Raw genomic sequence first — 24,742 nt, forward strand, 5'->3', positions numbered from 1 at the left:
CAAAATGGTATAGGTTAGCTTGTTCTAATGAAAAGAAGGGTGTTTCTTCTCATTACCCATTCTAAAGGCCTATTAAAATGATTCTATTATCCTTATTTTTAACTATTAGGTCAGTAAATATTTATTTTGCTAGTACAATTTATTTTATGTAACGGACGAGTATCGTGATAATCGGACAAGATCTTTGAAAAAAAATCTTTTATTTTTCGTTTTTAAAATAGAAAGTAACCAGGAATCGACACACTTTTCCGCTTTCTTTTTGTATAATGTTATTGCAGATAGTAATTTTATAGTTTTTTAAGCAGATCCTTTCGTGAAAAGGGTCCAGTAAAAGGTAAACTTGCCGAAAGGCAGGGGCACAAAGTCGCGGGTCTAAGGTAGAGATACTATGACAGCCGGATTGCCTGGGGACGTAAAATCTTAGGGGGAGATTTTTTGGAAAAGTCCAACCAGGGTAGCAACAGAGAACAGCAGTTTATTGATCTGGATCAAGAGTGGGTACATTTATTATTAGCAGCTAAGAAGGCTGGCATTAAGGCAGATGAAATCCGCCAGTTCTTTCATGAGAAAACTGTGCAGATCGTGCAGTAATACATTAGAGGGGTTACATATCGAAAAAGGGCACAGCGGTTCTTCGCTGTGTCCTTTTTCGATATGATTTAGTAGAAGAGAGGATCGTACCAGATTAGTAGGAAGTATTAATCCTTTTGATCGAGCTTCCATTTCTGATAGTCCAGAAATTCTTTGAATTCGCGTTTGCTAATGCCTGAGTCCATAGCTTCCTGCACCAATCGGAACCATTCCGAATCTAAATGTGATTCCTCTGCATCATTTGGTTCTCCATAGAGTAGGGCATGAATGGATACCTGAAGCGCGTCAGCGATCTTTTCGATAAACTGGATGGATGGATTGGATTGGATGTTTCTCTCCACGTTGCTAAGATACGACTTAGCCACATCTGCTCTGTCCGCAAGCTCAGATAGGGAGAAACCCTTGTCTAGGCGGAGCTGCTGGATACGTTGGCCCATATTCTGTGGCACTATGCTGACGCCCCTCCGTAATTTTTGTTATTAGTATAGCAAATATCAATAAATCGGACAAAGTTTATTGTAAAGAGAAGAGCAGCAATCTGCTTATCCGTGGCCGGATTCAGGATCTGCTGCTCTTCGAGTATTTTATTAAATTACTTTATTGATCTTAGTAGTCTTTTTTCGCACCTTGTTTAGCTACGAAATCCCAAGTCAGTGTTAAGCTATCGCCTTGGAAAATATTTTGATCTTGGTTATTTTCCACAAATTCGAATTGGACGGAGAAGCTGTCATTGGTACCGGCTTTAATACCGGATGCTTCGGTAAAGAGTTGATCCCAACCTGTATTTTTTACGAGATCCGGATGCTGACTTTTTAAAGCAGCAAGTGTAGTCTCATAAACTACATTTTCAGGAGAGACGATAGGTACCCCTTTATCATTATTTCTAAGGAATTTAACTTTAATGAACTCGGCTAAATCCAGGTAGTTATCTCCTTTAGCATCCGTGATTTGAGTCGATGTATTCAGAATGATAGATCCGATATCGAGCGAACCATCGTTTTTCAATTTGAAGGATTTAGTTACAGTATCACCTGGTTTCAGGTTAGGAATATTAACGATGACAGAAGGGTCGGAGTTCAGATCGAGTGTACCCGCTGCGAATGTAGCTGTGCTTTGCGCAGTGTCGCTAAAGTATGCGAAGGTTCCTCCGCCGATTAATGATAAACCCAGTGCTGCAGATGCTACGCCAAGACCCAATGTTTTCTTGATACCCATAATAAAATTCCTCCTCAAATTTGTGTTTGAATTTTTTATAAAATTTATATATTGTATCTTCCGGTTCGTAAGCGGAAGTGGACAATCAACTTAGGGCTGTGTTTCTGTTGGGGACGGTGAGGCTGGCAGTAGGGCAGCATTTTTCTTTTCTAATGCAGCTACAGCCTTCCAAGAGGTATACAGAGCATAGAGCAGAAGCATCAAGCCAGGCACGATCATGAGGACTACACTTCCAGCTTTGGAAACCGCGAAATTCATAGCGTAACCGACATAGGGTACAGTGACCCCGGTATACTGAGCTACAACATTCGCAGAACTGGTAGGGTTCATGTCGGGTGCGTCGTTGTTATCGCCTTTAGTGCGATAAACAGCTTCACCAGTAGCGTTATTGACGGTCGCTTCTACAATCCGGTGAGTAATGAGCAGATTATCTTCGTTCCTAAAGGTGATGACATCGCCTGGTTTGAAACGATTCATATCCCCTCCGGGTTTTAATGCGACAATTGAGCCTGTCTGAATTCCTGGTTCCATCGATCCTGAGAGTACGGTTTTGATCTCATATCCGAAGAAAGCAGGTTCACCACCGGAGGCCTTGGATAACACTACGGCTGCCACCAGCAGAATAAAGATCACAAGCATTAAGCTCGATAAGGTATTATTGATAATTTTTTTAATTCGCATCTTATTCTCCACCTTTCTCAGGTTGAGGGTCCGAAGGAGCTTGGGTTGCTACCGGCGGGGTAGTCGTACTGTCTTCCGCCTTTGGCGTCTCTTGTGGAGCCTCTTGCTGAGGAACATCTTTTGGAATTGTGAGCTCTTCACCAATTTCCGGCTTAACCGGGTCAGTGGCTGGGGCTTCAGGTTGTTCTTTATTTGGGGCTTCCGGAGCAGCTTCACCTGACGTTGGAGGGGTTGCCTCAGCTTTCGCTTTATCCTCGGCTTCTTGTTGCTTTTTCTCCTCAGCCAAACGTTCTTCTTCCTTCTTCGCTTCTTCTTCCTTCTTCGCTTCTTCTTCTTTCTTTGCTTGCTCTTCTTCTAGCCGAGCTTTTTCAAGCTCTTCTAGTTTTTGCTCGCGAGTCTGACTGATCATTTGGAGTTTATCTTGAAGGGTAGTGATACCTGAGGTTGCCGATTCTTTAAGGTTAGTCAATTCGGTATTTAGAGCTTCATAAGTGGAGGTGAGGTCGCTAGAGATCACGCCATCTGGTTGAGTGAAGGTAATCAGGAATGGCAGTGGCTGTGGGAACTCTCCTTCGCGTAATTCAAGTTGTCCATAAGCATCACTGGTAACTACCGAAGCGAATGGAAGACCGACATCGTGTATGGAGGTTAGGTAACTAATAACTCCATTTAAGGAAGCATTCAAGGATTCCGAGATCACACCGCTTTGATTCAGGCTGCTTTGTAAATCTCTGAAAAATTGCTCATCCTTGATTTCTAGACAGTTTGAATCTAGAGAAGTCATATATCCTCCTATCTGGAAGAGTAAGGCTGCTGCTGCACTTAGCTCATTGTGGATTTGATTCCAAATTTGGCTGTTAGCCGCCAGTTGCTCGTTAACGCTATCTATTTGGGATTGAAGCGCCGCTATTTGCGAAGAAATCTCTTGTGCAGCGACATCAAGCTCTTCCAGCGACATCCCTTCTATTCCCGAAACGTCCGAGTAGTTAGCTGATGAGGAAAAGGGTTGTAGTGATTCTTTTAAAGTGAGCGCTCGATTAACATGCTCTTTGAACTCTGTAAGCAGTGCCTTGATCGAATTCGGAAATACTTCGCAAAAGCTAATCGTGCTAGTGGTTTGCGCAGCAGCTCCAAAGCCTCCATAGGTACCACCAACTTGCTGCGAGGTATATAGAAATAAGACGGAGACAGCCATTCCTGATTGCAGTATACGTAAACCAATTTTCCTGTTTCTTCTAGGTCTTCTCCTTGCTGATCTGGGTCTCAGAGGAATACCTCCCCTCAATGTCTGTTTCTTTGGTTCGTTATTATCGTTCTTTATTAAGAACGACTTCTGTAATGAATCATACATGGAATAAAACAAAAAGAAAACTGCCAATAACGCGCATTTGTACTCTATAAAGAACAAAAATGATAATTTATCTCTGAATAACTCCATTTATCGCTCGATTACTAAATATATTCGCAATAAAGAACGATCTATTAGGGTGATTCGCAAAAAAATACCCGGCTCGCAGTAAAAACGCGAGCCGGGTATAAGTGGAGTAATGAAGTTGAGAATATAAATGTATATGTTACGGAAGTTTTGAACCACGTGAACTAACATACAGGTCGTACCATTCCTTACGGCTAAGCTCCAGCTTGTCTGCATCGGCACAGGCAGTAATACGCTTCGGATTCACAGTTCCAATAACAGGCTGAATGGCAGCTGGATGTGTCATTAGCCAAGCCAATACAATGGCTTCGGGTGTTGTTCCTTTTTCATCTGCAAGTTGTTGGACCATAGCTGCTGTTTGGACGATATTCTCCGGTTGATCCTCTAATGAACGCCCGCTAAATAGACCTTGGGCGAGTGGCCCCCAGGCTTGAAGCTGAATGTTCTCCATTCGACAATGTTCAAGGGTTCCCTCAGGAAAGATAATATCCTTCCAGGGTTCACGATTTACACTGATTCCAGCATCCACCCAGCTGATCTTAGCCAAGCTCATATGCAGCTGGTTTACGATAAAAGGTTCATCGCAATAAGTCTGCAGCAGCTTGATCTGAGCGGCGCTCATATTGGAAACCCCGAAATGGCGAACCTTACCAGCGGCCTTCAGTTGATGTAATGCGGAGGCTACTTCCTCAGGATCCATTAAGGGATCGGGTCTATGCAATAGAAGAATATCAATGTATTCGGTCCCAAGTCGTGACAATATTCCATCCACGCTGTTCAGAATATGTTGGCCAGAGAAATCAAACGTATTAGTGCTGTCCCCAGGCTCCATTAGCTTAATTCCACATTTAGATTGAATTATGATTTCTTCACGTAGTCCTGGACGATCCTTAAAAATCTGACCGAATACCTTCTCCGCCTTGCCACGAGTGTAAATATCTGCATGATCAAACATGTTGATGCCGATGGAAAGTGCGGCATCGACCGCTTCATGCCCTTGTTTAACATTCTCCGCAGTAATCGGCTCATGGTCCCAGTCACCGCCTAGTCCCATGCAGCCTAAAGCAATGCGGCTTGCGGGAATCCCGCGCTTGTTTAAAGGTAACGCTTTCAACAATGTGATTCCTCCTTGGAAAATATGATTGCGTACTTGTAGTTATTGTACACTCTCAGAAGCCCGTATGGTATTTTTTGTCGCTGGAAGAGCGGTGTTTGGTCTCCTCTTTATTCTTTTCCTCTTGCTTTTCCAGTGTCAAATCTTCCATCGGAATCGGGTCTACATTCTGCTCACTTTCATGAAGATCAAATAGACTTTCTTTCTCTGTTGGATATTGTTCCGGGTGATCCCGTTTGCCACTATTCAGCTGATGTTTTTCTTGGGTCATTTTTACCGCCTCGTCTTCCTTTGAGATTTAATGGATATTGTGCTCGTTAATAAACGTATTTTGACTCCCTTAAACAGAAAAAGAGGCCATTAGGCCTCTAAATTCAACGGTGTCCCTATGTCTTTTAGCTTGCGTGCTACAACATCATCGTATAGGCGCTGCAGCCATTTCAGCTCAGTCAGGGTGTGCTCATATGTACCGTACATTAGATGCAGGGCAGAACGAGGCACGATGGAGATATGCTCCTCGTATACCTGATAAGCCAGATTAACCTGATGTTCTGTTTCCCGTAGGCGTTCCTCGAGCAGCTTCTCAACCTTGCTCTGATCGATATGACGGGACATAGCCAGGGCCATATACATCGGATGATAGAAGGGTTCGTTTTTCTTAATTTGTTGCAGGATAAGCTGTTCGAATAAAGCTTTACCTTGCTCCGTTATGGCATAGATTGTTTTGTCCGGCCGATCACTGCTGCGGATGACCTCTAAAGCTTCTATATAACCATCTTGTGCAAGCTTATCCACAGCATAATAGAGTGATCCCATCTGCAGCTTGGTGATCCGGTCCATGGAACGTTCCTTCATCACTAATGTGATTTCATAGGGATGCATGTTCCGCTCCAGCAGTAAACCTAGAATGGCTAATTTCATGGACATAATGGTTACCTTTTGCCCTCTGACGCCTGAACAGCTTTAGCAGGAATGGTAAGACGGTCTTTTGGCATGAGCAGTACAAAGACTAGACCGAGCACTGCAGGAATCAAAGCCCACATAAAGGTTTGAGCAATAGAGGTGGATAACGCACTTGATATTTTTTCTAATATTTCAGCAGGGATCTTCGCTCTTGCTTCAGGTGTTAACGCAGCGCGTGGATCTCCGAAAGCTGCTGACTGTTCACTACCGCCAAAAGCATCGCTTAGACTGTTAGTAAAGCTATTCCGCTGAATAATCCCGAAGATCGTAATTCCCAGCGTCATTCCAAGGGAGCGCATGAAGGTACTGGTTGATGTTGCCGACCCCCGTTGGCGCATATCGAAATTATGGATAGCTGCCATGCTCAGCACGGAGAAGGAAAAGCCTACGCCGAACCCAGTCAGAGCCATAAATACATTAAGCATGAGGCGGGAGGTATCTGGTGATAAAGTGCTTAGGCTGTAGACCCCTGCGACAAAGCAGACTGCGGATAGGATCATAATGTTGCGGAAGCTGGTTTTTGTTGTAAGCAGCCCCCCGGTCTGACTGCCAACGACCGTACCGATCATCATCGGCATAAGGATCAGCCCTGAGTTCGTAGCTGAGCCGCCAAATACACCCTGCACAAAGATAGGGATATAAATAGTAGCTACGATAAAAGCAGAACCATAAAATAAGCTGGTCACGCTGCTTGTTGCAAACAACCGTTTGCGGAACATAGCGAACGAGATCACAGGTTCAGCAGCTACTCTCTCAATAAGGATAAACGCCAGCAAGAGAACAGCAAAACCTACGAATAAGCCAAGGATGGCACTGGAATCCCAAGCATATTGATTACCACCAAGTTCCAGAGCGAACATTAGGCAGATAATCGCGCCAACCAGAGTGAAGGCTCCGCCCCAGTCAATGCGCTGTTTAGCGTGGGAGATCGACTCCTTATAAGAAGTTGCAATCAGGAACAGTGCAATAATTCCTAGCGGCAGGTTAATGTAGAATACCCACTGCCAACCAACATAGTCGGTAATATAGGCACCGAGTAAAGGTCCAAGTACACTGGAAATTCCGAAGACGGCTCCAAAGAGACCGGTCAATTTCCCTCTTTTTTCAGGCGGGTAAATGTCGAAAACGATGGTGAAGGCGATTGGCATTAGTGCACCGCCGCCGATCCCTTGAATGGCACGGTAAATGCTGAGCTGTGTGATACTGGTGGCAGTACCGCACAGAGCCGAGCCAATCAGGAATACAATCAATCCGAAAATGAAAAAACGTTTACGTCCGTACATATCAGAGAGCTTGCCGAAGATAGGGGTCCCGGCCATTACCATTACCATGTAAGCCGAGGTGACCCATACGATTTTATCCAGACCGCCGAGATCTGAGACTATCGTTCCCATAGCTGAAGCTACAATGGTATTGTCCATTGCGGACATAAGAATACCAAGCAGCAGGCCAACTACTACGAGTTTAAGATTACTTTCTTTAGTATGCATGCTTCGCAGCTCCTTCTTCTAAATAGTGATAGTTCTGTTCGAAAAATGTTCATAATTGGAAGCAAAATTTATTATATTCAAATTTGAATAGGGAGGCAATAGTTTTTTTGAAAAATAGAGATGTATAGCCAACCATAGAAGAATACGGCGGTAATAAAGGGACAAACTACCGGTGGAGATCATCTGTGGATGAATTAGGAATGCCTCTTGACATACCCTACGGGGGTATATTATATTATAACCAAGGAGGCTGATTCTTATGTCTACTGCCAAGAAAGAGCAAGCTGCAGAATCCTGCGACATAAATTGTCATTCTTCATCATCAGGAGAACGAAAAAGTCATCATTCGGCAGAATTCAAGAATAACTTGAATACGCGCCTCAACCGGATTGAAGGCCAGATCCGCGGGGTAAAGGGTATGATTGAGCGGGATACCTATTGTGATGATGTGCTCAACCAGCTCGCAGCGGTACAGGCGGCGTTAAATGGTGTCGGTAAGTTGCTGCTAGAAGGGCATATGAAAAGTTGCATTGTTGAGCGAATCGAAGCTGGTGAACATGAGGTTATCGACGAGCTCCTAATTACGGTTAACAAATTAATGAAATAATAAGCTAATGCTTCTAGAGCATAGCTTCACAACATTTATTGGAGGTTATATTAATGTCAAACGCTACATTAAACGTTGAAGGAATGTCTTGTGGTCACTGTGTTAACTCCGTAGAGAAAGCCGTAGGCAATCTTGGAGCAACAGCTAAAGTTGATCTTGCTGCTAAGAAAGTTTCCGTCGAGTATGATGAGAACAAAGTAAGCCTTGGCGCGATTAAAGAAGCGATTGAAGATCAAGGGTATGACGTAGTTTAGTTTGAAGCACAGTAATAAGGCTTGGAGTGATATGGGGAAGCAACCCGAAGCTCCAATGCCTTTTCTTTTAGAAATTATCATACCCTATAGGGGTATGTGGAGGCGTGGAAATCATGGATAAAACCAAAACAACAGCTTCACCAAACGAACAGCAGGCAACTGTACAGATTACAGGGATGACTTGTTCCGCTTGTGCAACCCGGATTGAGAAAGGTTTGTCCCGAATGGACGGCGTATCTCGTGCGAATGTGAATCTAGCCTTGGAACAGGCTACTGTTGGATTTGATCCGACAGTATCAGGGTTGCCACAAATTGAAGATAAAATCCGTTCTCTTGGTTATGACACTATTAAAGAATCTGCGGATTTTGATATATCGGGGATGACCTGTGCTGCTTGTTCCTCACGGATTGAAAAAGTGTTGAGCCGTACACCGGGCATAGCAGCAGTTAATGTGAATTTGGCGCTGGAAACAGCACATGTAGAATATACACCCGGTAATATCAGTCCAAGGGAGATCATGGAGAAGGTAAGCAGTATCGGCTATAAAGCTTCTCTTAAAGAAGACCGCAAGGATCATGTGGATCGTCGTGGAAAAGAAATTCAGCATAAAAAGTGGAAATGGATCATTTCTGCAATTCTTTCGTTCCCATTGTTATGGGCGATGGCGGGTCATTTCTCCTTCACCGGCTGGATTCCAACACCGGATATATTTATGAATCCTTGGTTCCAGCTTGTTCTGGCTACCCCTGTGCAATTTATCATCGGTTGGCAGTTCTACGTCGGTGCTTATAAAGCCCTTCGTAACCGGAGTGCCAATATGGATGTGTTGGTCGTATTAGGGACGTCGGCAGCTTATTTCTACAGTCTTTATCTGACCATTGATTCCTTAAGCATGAAGGGAATGAATCATACTGTAGAAATGTATTATGAGACGAGTGCTGTACTCATTACCCTTATCCTCGTCGGTAAATGGTTTGAGGCGCTGGCGAAAGGCCGTTCCTCTGACGCAATCAAAAGCTTAATGGGGCTTCAGGCAAAAACCGCCCTCGTAATTCGGGATGGGCAAGAAATGAATATCCCGACAGATGAAGTCATTCCTGGCGATATTGTATTGGTGAAGCCCGGTACTAAGGTGCCTGTGGATGGAGAAGTTGTCGAGGGATCTTCTTCTGTGGATGAGTCGATGTTGACCGGAGAAAGTATTCCTGTGGAGAAAAAACCAGGGGATACCGTGATCGGTGCCACTATGAATAAGAATGGTATCTTGAGAATCAAAGCAAATAAAGTGGGTCGCGACACTGCGCTGGCTCAAATTATCCGAGTAGTGGAGGAAGCTCAAGGCTCCAAAGCTCCGATTCAACGGATTGCCGATGTAATCTCAGGGATTTTTGTGCCGATTGTTGTGGGTATTGCTGTGATAACGTTTCTGATCTGGTATTTCTGGGCAGCCCCTGGCCAGTTCGCTGATGCCCTCGAAAAAGCTATTGCAGTGCTCGTAATTGCTTGTCCATGTGCGCTAGGTCTGGCAACGCCAACCTCCATTATGGCAGGATCGGGCCGGGCAGCAGAGCTTGGAATCCTCTTCAAGGGTGGGGAGCATTTAGAGGGAGCGCAAGGGATCCAGACCGTTGTGCTAGATAAAACAGGTACAGTGACGAATGGTAAACCCGTGCTTACTGATGTTGTGACAACAACTGGAATTGCAGCTTATGGAAAAGAAAACGCGGAAAACCGTTTGTTAGCTTTAACTGCAGCCGCCGAAAAGCTATCAGAGCATCCACTTGCGGAGGCTATTGTTGCTGGCGCCGCTGATAGAGGTTTGGCTTTGCCTACTGCTGAGCAGTTTGATAATGTGCCCGGACGTGGAATTATGGCGGTTATCTCTGATCAGCAGGTTATGGTAGGCACACGGCGGATGATGGAAGATCATCAGCTCGATATCACAGAATGGACTCCAATTATGAAGAAGCTGGAGGAGTCGGGAAAGACAGCTATGCTAGTAGCGGTAGAGGGAGAAATCGCTGGAATTGTGGCCGTTGCTGATACGATTAAACCGACCTCAAAAGCGGCTGTAGCCGCGCTTCATGATATGGGTATTGAAGTCGTTATGATCACTGGTGACAATAAAATTACAGCTGAGGCTATTGCGAAGCAGGCAGGGATCGAAAAAGTGTTAGCAGAGGTTCTGCCAGAGGGCAAAGCTGAAGAGGTTCGCAAGCTCCAGCAAAATGGGACTAAGGTTGCCATGGTTGGGGATGGGATCAACGATGCTCCGGCACTGGCTACTGCCGATACGGGTATGGCGATTGGGACAGGAACGGATGTAGCTATGGAAGCAGCAGATATTACGCTGATGCGCGGGGATTTGAAGAGTATTCCTGATGCGATTATGATGAGCCGCAAAACGATGAGAAATATTAAACAAAATTTGTTCTGGGCGCTTGCTTACAATACAATAGGAATACCGATTGCTGCACTTGGGTTTCTAGCCCCATGGCTGGCAGGAGCTGCGATGGCATTTAGCTCCGTGTCTGTTGTCTTGAATGCACTTCGGCTACAGCGGGTAAAGCTGTAATATCACCATCACTATTTAGGGAGTGGCCACAGTGCAAGTAAATAACGATACAATTTCTCTGTTAATGAAACATGCATCTGTCCGCAAGTTTCAGGATAAGCCAGTAAGTGAAGATCAGCTTAGCGCTATTATTGGAGCAGCTCAGATGGCTTCAACCTCAAGCAATGTTCAGGCCTATAGTGTTATTGCAGTTACTGACCCGGCACTAAAGACGGAGCTTGCGGGATTAGCGGGCAATCAGGCTTATATAGAACAATGCCCAGTGTTTTTGGTCTGGTGCGCTGATCTGTATCGGCTGCGCGAGGTGACGAAACCTCATTTGCAGGGAGAGACTTCTTATGAAGATTCTGCTGAGAACCTGATTGTAGCTACCGTTGATGTTGCGCTTGCTGCACAGAATGCTGCAGTGGCTGCGGAATCACTAGGACTTGGAATTGTATATATCGGTGGAATCCGTAACCGGATCGCTGAGGTATCGGAATTGCTGGGACTGCCTGAATTGGTCTACCCGATATTTGGGATGTGTGTGGGTTATCCTGACGGAGCTTCGGGCCTGCGTCCGCGGCTTCCACTAGAGGCTGTTCTGCATCGTAATCGCTACAATGCGGAAACCACTGTGGAGCAGGTCAAAACTTACGATAAAGTCTCTTCAGACTATATGCGTGAGCGGACCCACGGTGCCAAAGACACCCCTTGGTCGGCCATTATGGCGGAGCGATTGGCACAGCCAGCACGGCTGCATATGAAGGAGTTCCTGCTGGAAAAAGGATTCCTTCGAAGATAACTAAACTTTCTTCACCTAAAGAGGCTGCCTTATTAGTAGTTCATTCTACTGATAGGGCAGCCTCTCTTTTTTATTCGGAGCCAGGAAGGTGACAGTTGTCATCTTAAAGAAATGACAGTCCATACTAATGTCATGTCTTCTTTTTCCATATGATTGAAATAGATCAAACGCATTCGGAAGCGGAGGGATTACGTTATGGATAATATTATAGAAATGCACGGGGTCAGCAAAATATATAAGGATAAAATGGCCGTAGATAATATCAGCTTTAACATTGCTAAAGGTTCGATTACAGCTATTCTGGGACCGAACGGAGCGGGTAAAACAACGGCATTAGGCATGCTGCTGGGGCTAATAGAGCCTACCGAGGGTACAGTGGAGTTGTTCGGGCATCATCCGAAGGATAAAGCAGTACGTGAAAAGACTGGAGCGATGCTGCAGGAAGTAAGTGTAATGGATCGGCTAAAGGTGCGGGAGATCATTGATCTGATCCGCAGTTATTATCCAAAGCCTATGGATATGGAGTTTCTAATTAAGGCTACTGGACTTGCGCCAGCCGATTTGAATAGATACGCCGAGAAGCTCTCGGGCGGTCAAAAGCGTAGTTTGGGTTTTGCGCTAGCCCTCGCGGGTAATCCGGAGCTGATCTTTTTCGATGAACCTACAGTCGGACTTGATATTACTTCCCGGCGGCGGTTCTGGGAAACGGTTCGTGGACTTGCGGAGCAAGGAAAAACGATTGTGTTCACGACCCATTATTTGCAGGAAGCAGAAGATATCGCGGATCGTATTCTGTTATTCAGTAAAGGCCACTTAGTTGCGGACGGAAGTCCAGATGAGATTAAATCGCGGATTGTGAAGCGTTCCGTGTCCTTCCTGCCTGTGGGTGATCGCTCGCAATTGCGCAGAAACCTGCTAGAACTAGCTGCTATAGAGGATTGTTATGAAAAAGATGGCCGCATTCATGTGACCACAGAGGATACAGATGAAGCGCTTAAAGCGATTTTTGTGGCTGGACTTCCCGTGAAGGATGTTCGAATTGATCAGGGACGTTTGGATGAGGCTTTTGAACAATTGACCATGAACCAAGAGGAGGCTGTCTAACCATGAGACTAATTACTGTACAGTGTAAAGCAGAAATGCTGCGGATCATCCGTAATCCCTATTATGTGTTCTGGTCTTTGCTCATGCCCATCATGTTCTATTTCATCTTCACCCGGGTGGTCAATACAGGCAGCGATGACCTAACGTGGCGTGCTCATTATTTAATGTCTATGGCGACCTTCAGTGTAATGGGCTCAGCCATTATGACGCTTGGCATCCGGTTGGTGCAAGAGCGAACACAGGGCTGGACCACCTTTATTCGGATTACACCGCTGCCGGGTTCGATCTATTTTTTCGGAAAAATGTTCGGACAGACGATGATGCATCTGTTTTCGGTCATTTGTATTTTTATCGCAGGCTATTTAATCAATGGCGTCTCTTTATCCGCAGGTCAATGGGTGCTTAGCGGGCTGTGGATCCTGATCGGTTCTCTACCATTTTTAGCGATTGGTACGCTTGTAGGTGCTATGAAACGGGTGGATACAGCCAGTGGAGTCAGCAACGTGATTTATATGGCTCTTGCTGTAGCAGGAGGCATGTGGATGCCGATTGAGATACTGCCACGATTAATGCAGCGGATTGGTCATTGGTTGCCTTCCTATAACTATGGGAATGGAGCCTGGGAGATCGTTCGTGGATCAGCTCCGACGTGGAGTAATGTCTTGATTTTGCTCGGATATTTGGTAGTTTTTATGTTACTATCGGTCTATATTCGAAAAAAACAGGAAGCGGTGTGAATGAATGGCTGAGCGTGCGAAGTTCCGGTTATTTCCACAAAAACAGGGGTTTTTCCCTTTTGTATGGGCTGTTTATCTGGTTTTGCCCATCCTGAATTTGCGCGGGGAGACTGGAATGAAGCTCATTCTGGGCGGGATTATGATAGCGGTATTTGCCCTCAGCTATCGCCAGCTGTATTGGGTGCGGGGTGGAGTGTTTAATGTTTGGTTAATTATTCAAATGTTGCTCATCGTGGTGCTTAGTGTGTTCTATACCCCCTATAATCTGTACATGGGCTTTTTCACCGCAAATTTTATCGCATATTATACGGAGAATAAAGGTTTCAAAATTGCATTTACTTCTTTTGTGATCATGATCCTTTCGGTGCTGTTCTTAGTGGGTCGTGGGATGGAGTGGGGAAGTGTGATATTTTTAGCTCCGTTTATTGTTATTATGTTGATTAGTCCGTTCGGAGTGAGGTCCATGAATCGGAATCAGAAGCTGGAGAAAGAGCTGGATCAAGCGAATGAGGTAATTAAAGAGCTGGTGAAGCGTGAGGAACGAATGCGAATCGCCCGTGACCTGCATGATACCCTTGGCCATACCTTGTCCTTGATTACGTTAAAGAGCCAACTCGTAGAGAAGCTGGTGACGAAAAATACGGAGCGAGCCCAAGAGGAAGCGCGGGAAATCCAGCGCACTTCACGGGCTGCGCTCCGTCAAGTGCGTGAGCTAGTGTCGGAAATGCGTGCGGTCTCAGTAGCAGAGGAACTGGCTGAAGCTGGAGAGATGCTGCGGACGGCAGAGATCGCCTTAGAAGTGGAAGGGGATATCTCTCTGGAGGGGGTATCCGACCTGACGCAAAATATCCTCAGCCTCTGTATCAAAGAAGCGGTGACTAATATCGTGAAGCATAGCAGAGCGGATAAATGCTTCATAGGAGTGGCAAAGCTGGCTGGAGAAGTGCGAATTACCGTTAAAGATAACGGTATTGGCCTACAGCACGGGGAGAAAGGGAACGGCGGGCTTAACGATGGAAATGGCATGAAGGGGATGGCGGAGCGCCTATCCCTGATTGATGGCTCCCTGTCGCTAAGCTCAGCTGAGGGTCAGGGAGCTAAGCTGATCGTTGCCATCCCGCTAATCGTAAAAGATGCACAAGGGGGTGAGACTGCATGATAAGCATTGTTATAGCGGAGGATCAACGTCTGCTTCGGGGAGCGATGGCTTCTTTGCTGGATCTTGAAGACGATATCGAAGTAGTCGGAGAAGCTTGTGATGGGGCGGAGGCGTTAGCTTTAATCGACAAGCTTCAGCCGGATGTCTGTCTCATGGACATTGAAATGCCGTTCAAGAGCGGGCTGGAGGTTGCAGAAATATTGCGGAGTAAGGGGTGTCCGACCCGTATTATTATTTTGACTACCTTTGCCCGTCCGGGATATTTTGAGCGTGGAGTAAAGGCTGGTATTCAAGGGTATTTGTTGAAGGACGAGCCTGTAGATAAGCTAGCTGAATCTATTCGTCGTGTCATGGCTGGACATCGGGAGGTATCTCCGGAGTTAGTCTTTGGCAGTTTGCGGGAGGAGAATCCATTAACAGCACGGGAGCGAGAGATTTTAAAACTGGCTGGAGAAGGGCAAACCGCGAGCGAGATAGCCTTTTCGCTGCATCTGTCTTACGGCACTGTCCGCAATTACATCTCTGAAATACTCAACAAGCTGGAAGTGAAAAGCCGGATTGAGGCGGTACGGCTGGCGGAAGAAAAAGGCTGGATTTGAGGGGAGAAGGGTATTGTTATGCAAATATTTCTGATTCGTCATGGTGATCCGGACTATTCCATAGATAATCTAACGGAATTCGGGCATCAGGAAGCAGCGGCATTGGGAAAACGCATGGCATCTATCGGTCTGGTTGAATTATATGCTTCACCATTGGGGTATGAACTATCGCCCAAGGGGATTAATGGGTAATCATGTTTAAGGTGACTGATTAAGAGCGAGCAAGGACATTGTCTATGAAGTGAAAGGCCATCCCGCAGAGGATGGCCTTTTTTTTAAATACAACAAGAAAGTAAAAGTTCGACACCATACATTATCCTTCTATTTCTCGCATAAACGCTTACCGTTCTTTAGGGACATCGAAGGCGTTTTTGCTTGCATATAAGATTCGTGCCCCTTGCCCAGTTCCTGATTTCCACTTGCTATTGTACTAACGGACTTAGATGCAGCTATTTGTACATTTTAAGCCTTTTGGAGGAAGTTGCGGACTAGAGAGATCTTATTTCCATAAATGGAGGGAATATCGTGCTATTTTAGTGATATAAAGTCTCTGAAGTCCGTAGCATCCCAGAACAGCGAAATAGTTACGAATAAGGGCTGTGGTGTCCGAACGCAATTCTGAATTCTGCTCGCAATAAAGCTACATTGGCAGATAGCAGCAGCTTTTCATGAAATGGTCGACTCATTTTAGTTTTGAGCCTACTCTATCTGAAATTCCACTCTTCACCGTGGATTTAATTTCACCTGTGAACCTTTGCCGCCTGTCTGTATGCCCGTTTCCTTCGTTCCAACGTCCTTCAAGTCAGTCACTAGTCGCTCCAATACGGCCTTGGAGGCAGCAGCTTCCTTCGCACCGGATGCTTTGACAACTAATTGCACCGGCTTGCCGGAGCGGAGATGCTTCTCAGCCTGACGGAGCTTAGTATCGTAGTCGTGCTCTTCAATATGAGCAGTGAAGCGGAGCTCTTTGACCTTCTCCTTGCTGCCGCCCTTTGCAGCTGAACCCCCACTGGCCTTGCGTGCTGAGGCTGCCTCCTTCTGCGCGGCCGCTTTTGCTTTGCCTTTTGCAGTTAGGCTGCAGGGCGGTGGGCTGCTCATTAGCGAGGTGCATACCAGATCAGCACCTGCTGATCTGGCCATGGCCAGCGCCTCTTCCCGGGAGACGATACCCAGCTTCTCACCCCTAAGTCCTGTAAGGACTACTTCGGATGCTCTGATTTGTTCATTGATTAATACTGCCACTTCTATGAATCCTCCCCTGATAACGATGATAAAGCTATCATATATGGAACTAGCTTGAGGTTCAAATGTGGAGCGTAGGATTAGCGTTACTAATCCTCTCAATTTCTTCTTTTATGATTTTTAGGATTAGTTTTTTAGATGATGTTGCTAGATATTCTCGGTTGCGCCGCTGCAATATACCTACTTGAATGAACGGCTCGCTTAGTTCAACATCTATTTTTACGATATCTGTCATTAAAGCTGTCGAATCAAGCACTACCCCTACCCCAGGGTTCTTTCTTACAAAATGAGGAATAGCAGAAATTTGGCTTATGGTGGATAAAGTGGGCTTTGATTCGAATCTCGAAAATTGCTTAGCTAACCGAAGGTAATATAAGCAAGTGCGCCCTCCAGCTATAATTGGATATTCAAGAATTTCTCGAAATGAAATATCGTCTCGTCCGCTTAAAGGATGATTTTCATCTACTATAAAAGCGATTTTCTCGTGATAGAGCGGTTCGAAATAAAAGAAAGACAGGTCGGACGGCTCACCGCAGATGGCGAAATCCAGCTCACTTTGGAGGACAAGCTGTGAGAGGGAATCAGTGTTACCCTGAATGAAGTTACATGCCATCTTTGGTTTTTGCTCCTGAAACTTTCGCAAGGCGTTCGGTAGGACGGATTCCATCATGGATTCAATGCCTCCGATATGAAGTGTGCCAATTTCGTCATGCTGTAAAGCCTTGGTGAGTTCTGATACATAGTTCCAATGTTGAATAAGGTTATCGATTTCCCCTGCAAAAACTTGCCCAGCACTTGTCAGTTCTACTTCCCAGCCTCTGTGAAAGAGTTGTATGCCCAGTTCTTTTTCAAGTCGTTGAATTTGGTTGGTAATGGTAGACTGCGCATAATTCAACTTCTCGGCAGCGCGTGAGAAAGTGCCTTCTTGAAGAATGGTCTTAAAAGCCATCAGTTCTTTTAGATCCATCGATTGTCACCTCTATCGGTATAATTGATTAAGATTATTATCTTATTCAATTATATAAATCAAAATACTGAGAGTACAATAAAAGAATTCCAAAGAAGGAGTGAATTAAAATGCCTTTCATTAGAGTCAGTTATCTGGAGCAACAATACGACATTCATCAGCTAGAAGGAATATGCAGAGCGATTATGAGCGCGTTAATTCAGCATTTCCATGTACCGGAGGATGATATGTTTCAGGTTTTTCATGCGCATAAAGCGGGGGAATATTTTTATAGTAAAGATTATTTAAATATTGAACGAAGCGACGGACTGATATATATCCAAGTTACGCTAAAATCCGGAAGATCAACGGAACAGAAGAAAAGCTTTTACGCGAGGCTAGCCGAGGAATTATCGATGACGCTAAACATCAGAAAAGAAGATATATTCATTGTGCTCGTCGATACGGAATTCGAAGATTGGTCGTTTGGTAACGGTGTTGCTCAAATGCTACAACCTCCGGTTAGGGAGGCGTAATATGGCGCATCAGAAAATCGCCACAAATGTACGGGAATCGTTAGGCGAGTTCGCTCCGGCATTCGTCGAATACTCGGAAAATGTGTTGTTTGGGGACTTATGGAGACGTGAGCAATTATCACTTCGGGATCGTAGCATGATTACGATTTCTGCCTTGGTGATGGGGGGCATGACGGAACAACTCCCCTATCATCTGCGCTTGGCTTTAGAGAACGGCCTACAACTTGAAGAAATCGTGGAGGCTATCACCCACCTTTCTTTTTATGTAGGTTGGCCGCGAGCCTCTTCAGCTCTAGAGGTTGCAAAGGATGTAATAGGAAAAAATAAATAACGTCTAACTTTTCAATCCCATCCGTAACCTTTAGGAACTTCATTGGCACTTGTATATAATACGGAAGAAGGGAGCGGGGGAGAAAATGCTTCAGTATATCGAAGAGGCTAAACAAGGAGACCGACAAGCTTTTGAACAGATTGTTAGGCACTTTACACCGATGGCAATTGCAGTTGCGTCCGAAAAGCTGCGTGACTATCAGTTAGCGGAAGATGCTGTGCAGGAAGCTTTCACAGAAGCCTTTTTGCATTTGAATAAATTACGAGCAGTAGAGGCATTCCCGGGCTGGTTTAAAGCTATTGTGGTGCGGCAATGTTATCGCATCTTGCGAAGAAAGCAGCATCCTGCATTACCCTACGATGAAGCTGCGCAAGCGACAGAATCTTCATTTTCTATAGCAGATATTATTGAGAAAAAGGAAACCCAGCGGCTGGTTCACGAGTCTATAGCTGCATTAACGTCCAATATGCGGATTGCTGTTCAATTATATTATTTTCAAGGATACTCACTACAAGAGATTGCTGACTTTCTGGGGACTTCGGTTTCGGTATTGAAGAAGCGACTTTTTGATGCCCGCCGCAAACTGAAAGGTGCATTACCTGTAGCAGATGTTCTTTCCGTATTCAACCATTTGTACGAAGGGGGAAAAGATGTGCTTCACATTGTAAATGGAGATGTAGTGGGAGAGAAGCTGCGGCAAGGAATCGTTAAAGGTGATGTACTGGTGTGGAGAGAGGTATATTCGCATGGGCCCGTATTTTTGGATCCTGCCGATGGAGATAACCGTGCAGTTCGAGCGCAATATTTGGAACAAACGATGGGAATTCCGCAGAGGGAATTTATTGAAAATAGTGAGAGGCAAGAGAAGATTTTAGCTGATTTTCATAAATATGAAGAAGTGGTGTTATGGTTCGAGCATGATCTTTTCGATCAGACGATGCTCAGTTATTTACTCCATTGGTTCTCGAAGCAGAAAATGTTAACCACCAAGCTAAGCTTACTATGCATTGGAGAGTATCCGGGAATAAAGTTATTTCGAGGACTTGGACAACTTTCTATAGAGCAGATGGAAACATTATCAGGCACATGGAAGCTAATCGGAGCCAAAGAACTAGAAGCAGGTCAAGCACTCTGGGAAGCCTATGTATCACCGAATCCAGAATTGCTGCAACAACGATTAACTACCGATACATCGGCTTTGCCCTTTGCACATGACGCTTTTCAGGCGCATTTATCGCGCTTTCCCTCTACTACAAACGGACTTGGTATCGTAGAACAACTCACGCTGGAGATGATCTATGAGGGAATAAAATCACCCTATGAGCTGTTCAAAAATGTGGGTGATAAGCTTCATATCTTGGGAATGGGCGACTTGCAATATTGGCATATCCTAAGAAAGCTGGTACAAGGCACGTACCCTTTGCTACAAACCCATGGATGCAATGAGTTCCCTGTTTATAACGATTCAGTAATGCAATTTAAAGACTGTGAGCTTGTATTAACAGAGCTAGGTAAGAGTGTAATAACTGGAAACGAAGACTGGGTACAGAAGAATGGCAGCGATGAGTGGTTTGGAGGTGTACATCTGCAAGGATTGACTCCGCGCTGGCGGTGGAATCCGTTGGTCGGTGCGCTTCAGGATAGAAGTGCCGAGGCGTAATTTATTAATCTAAATGTTTGCTACACAAGGCATATTGAGCATGAAAAGACTTCCACTAACTTGGAGATACTCAAACGCTCCAGAGGGGGAAGTCTTTTTGTGTTGTATCCATATATTATATGAATAGTAAATATAGTATATATCATCTATTTAAAGGGTGATTGATCTTTGTTGGAGAATATTATCTATAGAATAAATAGTGAAAGTATTCACTTGTTGATGTAAAGGGAGGAATATTTGTTACACGATAGGAGGATGATGTATCAATGTCCATACAGAATAAAACAGTAATGATAAGAATTGCAAAAGCGAATTTAAAAGCGGAAAAAACCAAAAATTACTTTGTAGGCAGTGTAATAGCTTTAGCTGCATTTTTATTAACTGTTGTAATGACCTTTGGTTATAATTCTTTTACTAACCTACAAAATGAGTCGAATTTCCAAGCTTTATTCTATAACCTCAATAACAATGAAATCTCACGATTGAAAGAAATAGAGGAAATTAATAAAATCGGACTCTATAAGGAAATAGGCAGAGAGAAAAAAGAAGAACGTTTATTGTCCATTCTCTACACGGATCCAGCCATGATGGATTTATCAAATGCCAATATCGTTCTGGGGAAATTTCCTACAAAAGAAAATGAAATTGCAATAGAAAAAGACTTTCAGTTATCCGATGATCGAAGCCTGGGGCTTGGCGATTCTATTTCTTTGCAATTTAGAAACAACGCCAGCAAAGAATTTCAAACCAGCCAATTTGTGATTACTGGAATTCTGCAAACAACCGCATCAGGTAACGAGAATCGAATCGGTTACAATGCTCTGGTATCAAGCGCGTTCGTTGAGGCGGATCCGTTTCTTTCCAAAGAGGATTACTCCGCGGCAATTAGCATCAACAATAGCAGCAGTTATTCTAACGAGGAACTGAAGTCAAAAATCAAAGAAATAGGGCAGCGAATGGGTATCCCTGAGAGAAATATTCAGATCAATAATGTGAATGTGGATAGTAATAATCTGTCAGGAAGCACTGTGATAACCATCCTGTCTATCATGCTGATTATCGTACTGGCTTGTTGGCTTGTCATCTACAATATCTTTTATATTTCAATTACTAAGCGAATTAAACAATACGGACAACTTAGAGCAATCGGTGCAACAAAAAAGCAGATAAAACAGCTTGTTCTATATGAAGGGAAAAATCTTTCAAGAAAATATATCCCTATTGGAGTTATTTTTGGATGTTTAATGAGCTGGATTTTAAGTGGCTTTCACTGGACTGCAGCTCCAAGTTTTTCACTTGCTTTTTTAGCAGGTTTGCTCACCAAAGTAACAGTTAGAGCTTCATTAAACGCACCATCTAAATTCGCATCAAGAATCTCCCCTATAACAGCGATTAGACATGTAGATGCCGATGTTAATACAAAAAAGGAGAAAAGAAACTCTAAAAGACTAACACCATTTTCTTTAGCTGCATTGAACTTATCAAGAAGCAGGAAAAAGACGGTGTTAACTTTGCTGTCTCTTTTTTTAAGCGGAACGCTATTTGTTTCCTTGGGGACATTGTTAAACTCGGTCGACCCAATCTCAAAAGCAGAGAAATATTTTCCAAATCATGGTCAGTTTGATATTCAAATTAATAATGATTTGTATTCTGAAACAACCTCATTAAGTGATCTTCAGACGGAAGGGCAACTATCTACTTCTTTAAAAAATAAAATCCTAGCTATAAATGAAGTTGAGGACGTAATCGAACATCAGTATATTGAAGCTGCTATCGAAGGAATAAAAACGGATGACGGGGCCGCGATAGTCAGTATTGAGAATATCCCTACGTTAAACAACGAAAGATGGAGTAGTCATTTGGCTGAGGGGAAGATCCCGGATGTTGATTCATCGGATGCATCCTACATTCTCTTGAACAGCGCCAGTAGTGACTTAGATTATTACGGGGCTCATTACGCTGTCGGTGATCATATTTCATTCATAATTGCTAATGATCAGGAGAAGGCCAAACATGATTTTGAGATCATTGGAGATATTCCGGATAAGAATTCAGGAACTTCATTTTATCTTCCACCCAAAGTAATGCAAACTACAGCCCCTTTTAATAGCAATAAGAGCTACGAAGTTATTACTATGGATAAAGCGAATGAAGAGTTAATAAAGAGTGAGTTAGAGGGTATGATTCTCAATGAGGATACACTCAAATTATTGTCTTTTTCCGAAGTTGTGGAATCCAATAGAATTGCTTTTAGAACTATCACTATTTCAGTGTATAGTTTTATGGTTTTTATAGCAGTATTCAGTATGATCAATCTCTTGAACACCATAATCACCACTATTTCTGCAAGAAAAGGGGAGCTAGGCCTTATGCAAGCCATAGGAATGGGCCGAAAACAATTAATGGCTATGTTAACCTATGAAACAGGATTTTTAGTTGTCGGAAGCTTTACGATGGCTCTTGTTACGGGCAATCTAATGGGATACATGATAAGTAAGAGTGCGGGGAATATGGGGGGGCTTTCCTACATTCAATACCAATTCCCTTGGAGTGCTATTTTCCTGTATTTCTTGGTTATTTTACTTGTCCAGACTGGTATGGTTCAGTTTGTTAGACGAACAATATCGAAGCAGAGCATTATAGAGCAATTAAATTAACGATGCGGAAAGTTTAGCTATATTTAATAAATCCCTCGCCTTTATACGGGCCAAACGTGAAAATAAATAGTGAGTAGCAATTAACGTTGAAGGGTGATTTATATGCTGAAACTACCGGTGTATCATTCCGTTATTTCTTCCAATGCCTTAGTACCCGTAATTAATGATCTTTATGAAATCGGGGATGTTTTGGAGTGTAGTTTTTATGAGAACGGACTTAATGATACCTATTTACTAAAGACCTCTATTGATAAATACATTCTTAGGATCTATAAAGCTCATTGGCGAAATAAACATGAGATTGATTTTGAAGTGGAGTTATTGAATCACTTAAATAAGAACAATATCCCTGTATCGGCTCCGGTAATCAGCAGGGATGGTGGTTACCTAATTGAGCTGGAGGCTCCTGAAGGAACACGTTACGCAGTACTGTTTACTTTTGCAAAAGGCAATTATTCCGATGAAAAAACTAGCTGTGAATTATACGGTGAACAAGTGGCTAAGATGCATCTGGCTATGGATGATTTCGAATGTGGGCAGCAAAGATTTACGCTTAATCTGGATCATCTGCTTAAAGAACCGCTTCAATCGATTCGCAAGCCTTTATCCCACAGGCAAGAGGATATCGATTATCTAGAATCTTTGTCGGAAGTATTGGCAAATAGCATAGCTGAAATCTCATCAGAGCTGGATTGGGGGGCATGTCATGGTGATCTTCATGGAGCGAACGTACATTTCTACGAGGATACCCTGACTCATTTCGACTTTGATTGCGGAGGTTTTGGCTGGAGGGCCTATGATGTTTCCGTGTTTTTGTGGTCAAGGGTTAGAGGGAAAGAACGAGAGCATTTTGACAATGAACAATGGACTGTTTTCCTGGAGTCATACCAAAAGCATAAAGTATTATCTGAGAACGATCTAAAGGCAATCCCTATATTTGTTGCTATCCGGGAGATATGGTTGATGGGTCTGCACACAGGGAACGCACAGGTTTGGAGTTGTGGGTGGCAAAACGATCATTACTTCAATACTAATCTGCAATTCCTACGTAATTGGTGTGAAGTTCATTCTATCCAATAGACAATACCCAAACAAGAAGCCACTCCATATTTAGGGGTGGCTTTACTTCAGTCATTATTCATAAACGTCTTATGATAAGCGTTACGATATTGGGTGGGCGTCATGTTTTCGTATTTTCGGAAGAGGCGCATGAAATATTTATCGTCGGTGAACCCCGTCTCTGTCGCGATTTCCCTCACGCTTAATGCGGTTCTGGTTAGTAGCTCCTTCGCTTTAGTCACACGTGCTGAATGGATATATTCCAATGGCCCCATGGAGGTATGCTGTTTAAATAGCCGAGCTAAATAGTCCTTGTTGTAATTGAATTTATCCGCGATGATGGCCACGGTAAGCGGTTCGCTTGCATGTATCCTTGTCCACTCAGCTATTTTGACGAAGGTGACATCTTGCTGTGCGCGGATCAGCTTACTGGCGAACGGCTGAAGTGCATGCTCAGATAGCTCAATTAAAAGCGAGGTCAGCAAATAATTAACGCTGGAATAGGTTAAATACCCCGAATTGGCCACATGAAGGATTTGATTCGCCAGAATATGAATCCGGTCACTATGTTCGATTTTTATGATTTGGGGCAGATATAGATCATGTACAGACCATAAGCGCTGTGTGCGCGAAAAGATTTCTTCTGCCTCAGGCTTCATTTCCTCCTCACTCAGCAATAGCCCCTCGTTTGTCAGTTCGAAATGAAACCAATAAAACTTAACCCCGGGTCGTGACTCTCTATAGCCGACATGTGTGCGATTAGGCATGAGCAGAAGAGCTTCGTCAGGGCCTACTTCAAATTGTTTGTTTTCCTCACTCAAATATACTGTTTCGTTCACGCCAATGATTAGTTCGTAGTTCCCCATAACACGCTCCAAATGCTTCCATGGTGTTTCTGAGATGAATTCACCTGCCGCTGTAAAATGAACAGGTACATCTGCATTTATTTTTAAATAGCTCATGCGGTCCTCCTAGCAATCAATAAGTCGGGTTTGTCCACTA

The 24,742-nt window shown here is 44.0% G+C and carries 26 protein-coding genes and 1 riboswitch; of the genes, 15 read left to right on the forward strand and 11 right to left on the reverse strand.

All coding sequences use genetic code 11. From position 1 onward, the window contains the following. The first annotated feature begins 323 nt into the window (after window positions 1-323). A riboswitch (cyclic di-GMP riboswitch) is annotated at window positions 324-408 on the forward strand. A gap of 27 nt (window positions 409-435) precedes the next feature. Further along, entirely contained in the window at window positions 436-591 is a 156-nt protein-coding gene (locus tag NYE35_RS02235; protein WP_232061118.1) for an anti-repressor SinI family protein, read from the forward strand. Window positions 592-698: 107 nt separating this feature from the next. Here the strand turns inward: NYE35_RS02235 and NYE35_RS02240 are convergent, their stop codons facing one another. The 8 genes from NYE35_RS02240 to NYE35_RS02275 form a co-directional block, all read right to left on the reverse strand. Further along, window positions 699-1,028, reverse strand: a complete 330-nt coding sequence (locus NYE35_RS02240; RefSeq protein WP_036682795.1) for a helix-turn-helix domain-containing protein — start codon at window positions 1,026-1,028, stop codon at window positions 699-701. Window positions 1,029-1,197: 169 nt separating this feature from the next. Then, on the reverse strand, window positions 1,198-1,806 hold the full coding sequence (locus NYE35_RS02245; protein ID WP_036682781.1) for a TasA family protein: 609 nt from the start codon (window positions 1,804-1,806) through the stop codon (window positions 1,198-1,200). 90 nt (window positions 1,807-1,896) lie between these two features. Next, a complete protein-coding gene (sipW, locus tag NYE35_RS02250) occupies window positions 1,897-2,487 on the reverse strand; it encodes a signal peptidase I SipW (RefSeq protein WP_076101220.1) in 591 nt (196 codons plus the stop codon). Window position 2,488: 1 nt separating this feature from the next. Next, window positions 2,489-3,682 (reverse strand): hypothetical protein, encoded by a 1,194-nt coding sequence (locus tag NYE35_RS02255; protein ID WP_094902588.1) that lies wholly within the window; start codon window positions 3,680-3,682, stop codon window positions 2,489-2,491. A gap of 379 nt (window positions 3,683-4,061) precedes the next feature. Further along, on the reverse strand, window positions 4,062-5,039 hold the full coding sequence (locus NYE35_RS02260) for an aldo/keto reductase (protein WP_036682775.1): 978 nt from the start codon (window positions 5,037-5,039) through the stop codon (window positions 4,062-4,064). 52 nt (window positions 5,040-5,091) lie between these two features. Next, window positions 5,092-5,307: a hypothetical protein gene (locus NYE35_RS02265; RefSeq protein WP_052096730.1), complete on the reverse strand. Its 216-nt coding sequence runs from the start codon at window positions 5,305-5,307 to the stop codon at window positions 5,092-5,094. Window positions 5,308-5,396: 89 nt separating this feature from the next. Next, the gene (locus tag NYE35_RS02270) at window positions 5,397-5,963 is read right to left on the reverse strand and encodes a PadR family transcriptional regulator (RefSeq protein ID WP_036682773.1); all 567 of its coding nucleotides are present in this window, start codon (window positions 5,961-5,963) and stop codon (window positions 5,397-5,399) included. 5 nt (window positions 5,964-5,968) lie between these two features. Beyond that, window positions 5,969-7,489 carry an MDR family MFS transporter gene (locus NYE35_RS02275; RefSeq protein ID WP_036682771.1) on the reverse strand — a complete coding sequence of 507 codons (1,521 nt, stop codon included), beginning with the start codon at window positions 7,487-7,489 and terminating at the stop codon, window positions 5,969-5,971. A gap of 259 nt (window positions 7,490-7,748) precedes the next feature. Between NYE35_RS02275 and NYE35_RS02280 the strand changes: the two genes are divergently transcribed. From NYE35_RS02280 to NYE35_RS02320, 9 genes are all read left to right on the forward strand, one after another. Continuing rightward, window positions 7,749-8,096, forward strand: coding sequence for a metal-sensitive transcriptional regulator (locus NYE35_RS02280; RefSeq protein WP_051491259.1), 348 nt, complete (start codon window positions 7,749-7,751; stop codon window positions 8,094-8,096). A 53-nt stretch (window positions 8,097-8,149) separates the two neighbouring features. Then, entirely contained in the window at window positions 8,150-8,350 is a 201-nt protein-coding gene (gene copZ / locus NYE35_RS02285; RefSeq protein ID WP_036682768.1) for a copper chaperone CopZ, read from the forward strand. A gap of 113 nt (window positions 8,351-8,463) precedes the next feature. Next, window positions 8,464-10,926, forward strand: a complete 2,463-nt coding sequence (locus NYE35_RS02290; RefSeq protein ID WP_036682766.1) for a heavy metal translocating P-type ATPase — start codon at window positions 8,464-8,466, stop codon at window positions 10,924-10,926. A 31-nt stretch (window positions 10,927-10,957) separates the two neighbouring features. Beyond that, window positions 10,958-11,710, forward strand: coding sequence for an oxygen-insensitive NADPH nitroreductase (nfsA, locus tag NYE35_RS02295; protein WP_076101226.1), 753 nt, complete (start codon window positions 10,958-10,960; stop codon window positions 11,708-11,710). Window positions 11,711-11,905: 195 nt separating this feature from the next. Then, a complete protein-coding gene (locus NYE35_RS02300; RefSeq protein ID WP_094902590.1) occupies window positions 11,906-12,814 on the forward strand; it encodes an ABC transporter ATP-binding protein in 909 nt (302 codons plus the stop codon). 2 nt (window positions 12,815-12,816) lie between these two features. After that, complete coding sequence (locus tag NYE35_RS02305; RefSeq protein WP_036682760.1) at window positions 12,817-13,551, forward strand: ABC transporter permease; 735 nt, start codon at window positions 12,817-12,819, stop codon at window positions 13,549-13,551. Between the two features lie 4 nt (window positions 13,552-13,555). Next, window positions 13,556-14,710 carry a sensor histidine kinase gene (locus NYE35_RS02310; RefSeq protein WP_341120074.1) on the forward strand — a complete coding sequence of 385 codons (1,155 nt, stop codon included), beginning with the start codon at window positions 13,556-13,558 and terminating at the stop codon, window positions 14,708-14,710. Then, window positions 14,707-15,309: a response regulator transcription factor gene (locus NYE35_RS02315; protein WP_036682756.1), complete on the forward strand. Its 603-nt coding sequence runs from the start codon at window positions 14,707-14,709 to the stop codon at window positions 15,307-15,309. The genes NYE35_RS02310 and NYE35_RS02315 overlap by 4 nt, the downstream gene beginning before the upstream one ends. Before the next feature lie 18 nt (window positions 15,310-15,327). Then, a complete protein-coding gene (locus NYE35_RS02320; protein ID WP_141240311.1) occupies window positions 15,328-15,501 on the forward strand; it encodes a histidine phosphatase family protein in 174 nt (57 codons plus the stop codon). 531 nt (window positions 15,502-16,032) lie between these two features. Here NYE35_RS02320 and infC read toward each other — a convergent pair. Further along, entirely contained in the window at window positions 16,033-16,551 is a 519-nt protein-coding gene (gene infC / locus NYE35_RS02325; protein WP_076107414.1) for a translation initiation factor IF-3, read from the reverse strand. A gap of 61 nt (window positions 16,552-16,612) precedes the next feature. Continuing rightward, complete coding sequence (locus tag NYE35_RS02330; RefSeq protein ID WP_094902592.1) at window positions 16,613-17,518, reverse strand: LysR family transcriptional regulator; 906 nt, start codon at window positions 17,516-17,518, stop codon at window positions 16,613-16,615. 110 nt (window positions 17,519-17,628) lie between these two features. Here NYE35_RS02330 and NYE35_RS02335 point away from each other — a divergent pair, with 110 nt between their 5' ends. The 5 genes from NYE35_RS02335 (at window position 17,629) to NYE35_RS02355 (ending at window position 23,761) form a co-directional block, all read left to right on the forward strand. Beyond that, window positions 17,629-18,033, forward strand: coding sequence for a tautomerase family protein (locus NYE35_RS02335; RefSeq protein WP_038568393.1), 405 nt, complete (start codon window positions 17,629-17,631; stop codon window positions 18,031-18,033). Window position 18,034: 1 nt separating this feature from the next. Continuing rightward, on the forward strand, window positions 18,035-18,364 hold the full coding sequence (locus tag NYE35_RS02340; protein ID WP_036682746.1) for a carboxymuconolactone decarboxylase family protein: 330 nt from the start codon (window positions 18,035-18,037) through the stop codon (window positions 18,362-18,364). Window positions 18,365-18,449: 85 nt separating this feature from the next. Beyond that, on the forward strand, window positions 18,450-20,024 hold the full coding sequence (locus NYE35_RS02345) for a sigma-70 family RNA polymerase sigma factor (RefSeq protein WP_094902593.1): 1,575 nt from the start codon (window positions 18,450-18,452) through the stop codon (window positions 20,022-20,024). A gap of 266 nt (window positions 20,025-20,290) precedes the next feature. After that, a complete protein-coding gene (locus NYE35_RS02350; RefSeq protein WP_094902594.1) occupies window positions 20,291-22,681 on the forward strand; it encodes an ABC transporter permease in 2,391 nt (796 codons plus the stop codon). 102 nt (window positions 22,682-22,783) lie between these two features. Next, window positions 22,784-23,761 carry a phosphotransferase gene (locus NYE35_RS02355; protein WP_094902595.1) on the forward strand — a complete coding sequence of 326 codons (978 nt, stop codon included), beginning with the start codon at window positions 22,784-22,786 and terminating at the stop codon, window positions 23,759-23,761. Between the two features lie 47 nt (window positions 23,762-23,808). Here NYE35_RS02355 and NYE35_RS02360 read toward each other — a convergent pair whose 3' ends face one another. Next, entirely contained in the window at window positions 23,809-24,702 is an 894-nt protein-coding gene (locus tag NYE35_RS02360) for a helix-turn-helix transcriptional regulator (RefSeq protein WP_076297276.1), read from the reverse strand. Window positions 24,703-24,742: the final 40 nt, after the last annotated feature.

The organism is Paenibacillus sp. FSL L8-0494, from assembly GCF_038003695.1.
GTDB classification, from domain to species: Bacteria; Bacillota; Bacilli; order Paenibacillales; family Paenibacillaceae; genus Paenibacillus_AQ; species Paenibacillus_AQ odorifer.

Coding starts and splice junctions, on each gene's coding strand:
- NYE35_RS02240 (WP_036682795.1), bottom strand. CDS start 1,028: ATGGGCCAACGTATCCAGCAGCTCCGCCTAGACAAGGGTTTCTCCCTA.
- NYE35_RS02245 (WP_036682781.1), bottom strand. CDS start 1,806: ATGGGTATCAAGAAAACATTGGGTCTTGGCGTAGCATCTGCAGCACTG.
- sipW (WP_076101220.1), bottom strand. CDS start 2,487: ATGCGAATTAAAAAAATTATCAATAATACCTTATCGAGCTTAATGCTT.
- NYE35_RS02255 (WP_094902588.1), bottom strand. CDS start 3,682: ATGGCTGTCTCCGTCTTATTTCTATATACCTCGCAGCAAGTTGGTGGT.
- NYE35_RS02265 (WP_052096730.1), bottom strand. CDS start 5,307: ATGACCCAAGAAAAACATCAGCTGAATAGTGGCAAACGGGATCACCCG.
- NYE35_RS02270 (WP_036682773.1), bottom strand. CDS start 5,963: ATGTCCATGAAATTAGCCATTCTAGGTTTACTGCTGGAGCGGAACATG.
- NYE35_RS02275 (WP_036682771.1), bottom strand. CDS start 7,489: ATGCATACTAAAGAAAGTAATCTTAAACTCGTAGTAGTTGGCCTGCTG.
- NYE35_RS02280 (WP_051491259.1), top strand. CDS start 7,749: ATGTCTACTGCCAAGAAAGAGCAAGCTGCAGAATCCTGCGACATAAAT.
- copZ (WP_036682768.1), top strand. CDS start 8,150: ATGTCAAACGCTACATTAAACGTTGAAGGAATGTCTTGTGGTCACTGT.
- NYE35_RS02290 (WP_036682766.1), top strand. CDS start 8,464: ATGGATAAAACCAAAACAACAGCTTCACCAAACGAACAGCAGGCAACT.
- NYE35_RS02300 (WP_094902590.1), top strand. CDS start 11,906: ATGGATAATATTATAGAAATGCACGGGGTCAGCAAAATATATAAGGAT.
- NYE35_RS02305 (WP_036682760.1), top strand. CDS start 12,817: ATGAGACTAATTACTGTACAGTGTAAAGCAGAAATGCTGCGGATCATC.
- NYE35_RS02310 (WP_341120074.1), top strand. CDS start 13,556: ATGGCTGAGCGTGCGAAGTTCCGGTTATTTCCACAAAAACAGGGGTTT.
- NYE35_RS02315 (WP_036682756.1), top strand. CDS start 14,707: ATGATAAGCATTGTTATAGCGGAGGATCAACGTCTGCTTCGGGGAGCG.
- NYE35_RS02320 (WP_141240311.1), top strand. CDS start 15,328: ATGCAAATATTTCTGATTCGTCATGGTGATCCGGACTATTCCATAGAT.
- NYE35_RS02330 (WP_094902592.1), bottom strand. CDS start 17,518: ATGGATCTAAAAGAACTGATGGCTTTTAAGACCATTCTTCAAGAAGGC.
- NYE35_RS02335 (WP_038568393.1), top strand. CDS start 17,629: ATGCCTTTCATTAGAGTCAGTTATCTGGAGCAACAATACGACATTCAT.
- NYE35_RS02340 (WP_036682746.1), top strand. CDS start 18,035: ATGGCGCATCAGAAAATCGCCACAAATGTACGGGAATCGTTAGGCGAG.
- NYE35_RS02345 (WP_094902593.1), top strand. CDS start 18,450: ATGCTTCAGTATATCGAAGAGGCTAAACAAGGAGACCGACAAGCTTTT.
- NYE35_RS02350 (WP_094902594.1), top strand. CDS start 20,291: ATGTCCATACAGAATAAAACAGTAATGATAAGAATTGCAAAAGCGAAT.
- NYE35_RS02355 (WP_094902595.1), top strand. CDS start 22,784: ATGCTGAAACTACCGGTGTATCATTCCGTTATTTCTTCCAATGCCTTA.
- NYE35_RS02360 (WP_076297276.1), bottom strand. CDS start 24,702: ATGAGCTATTTAAAAATAAATGCAGATGTACCTGTTCATTTTACAGCG.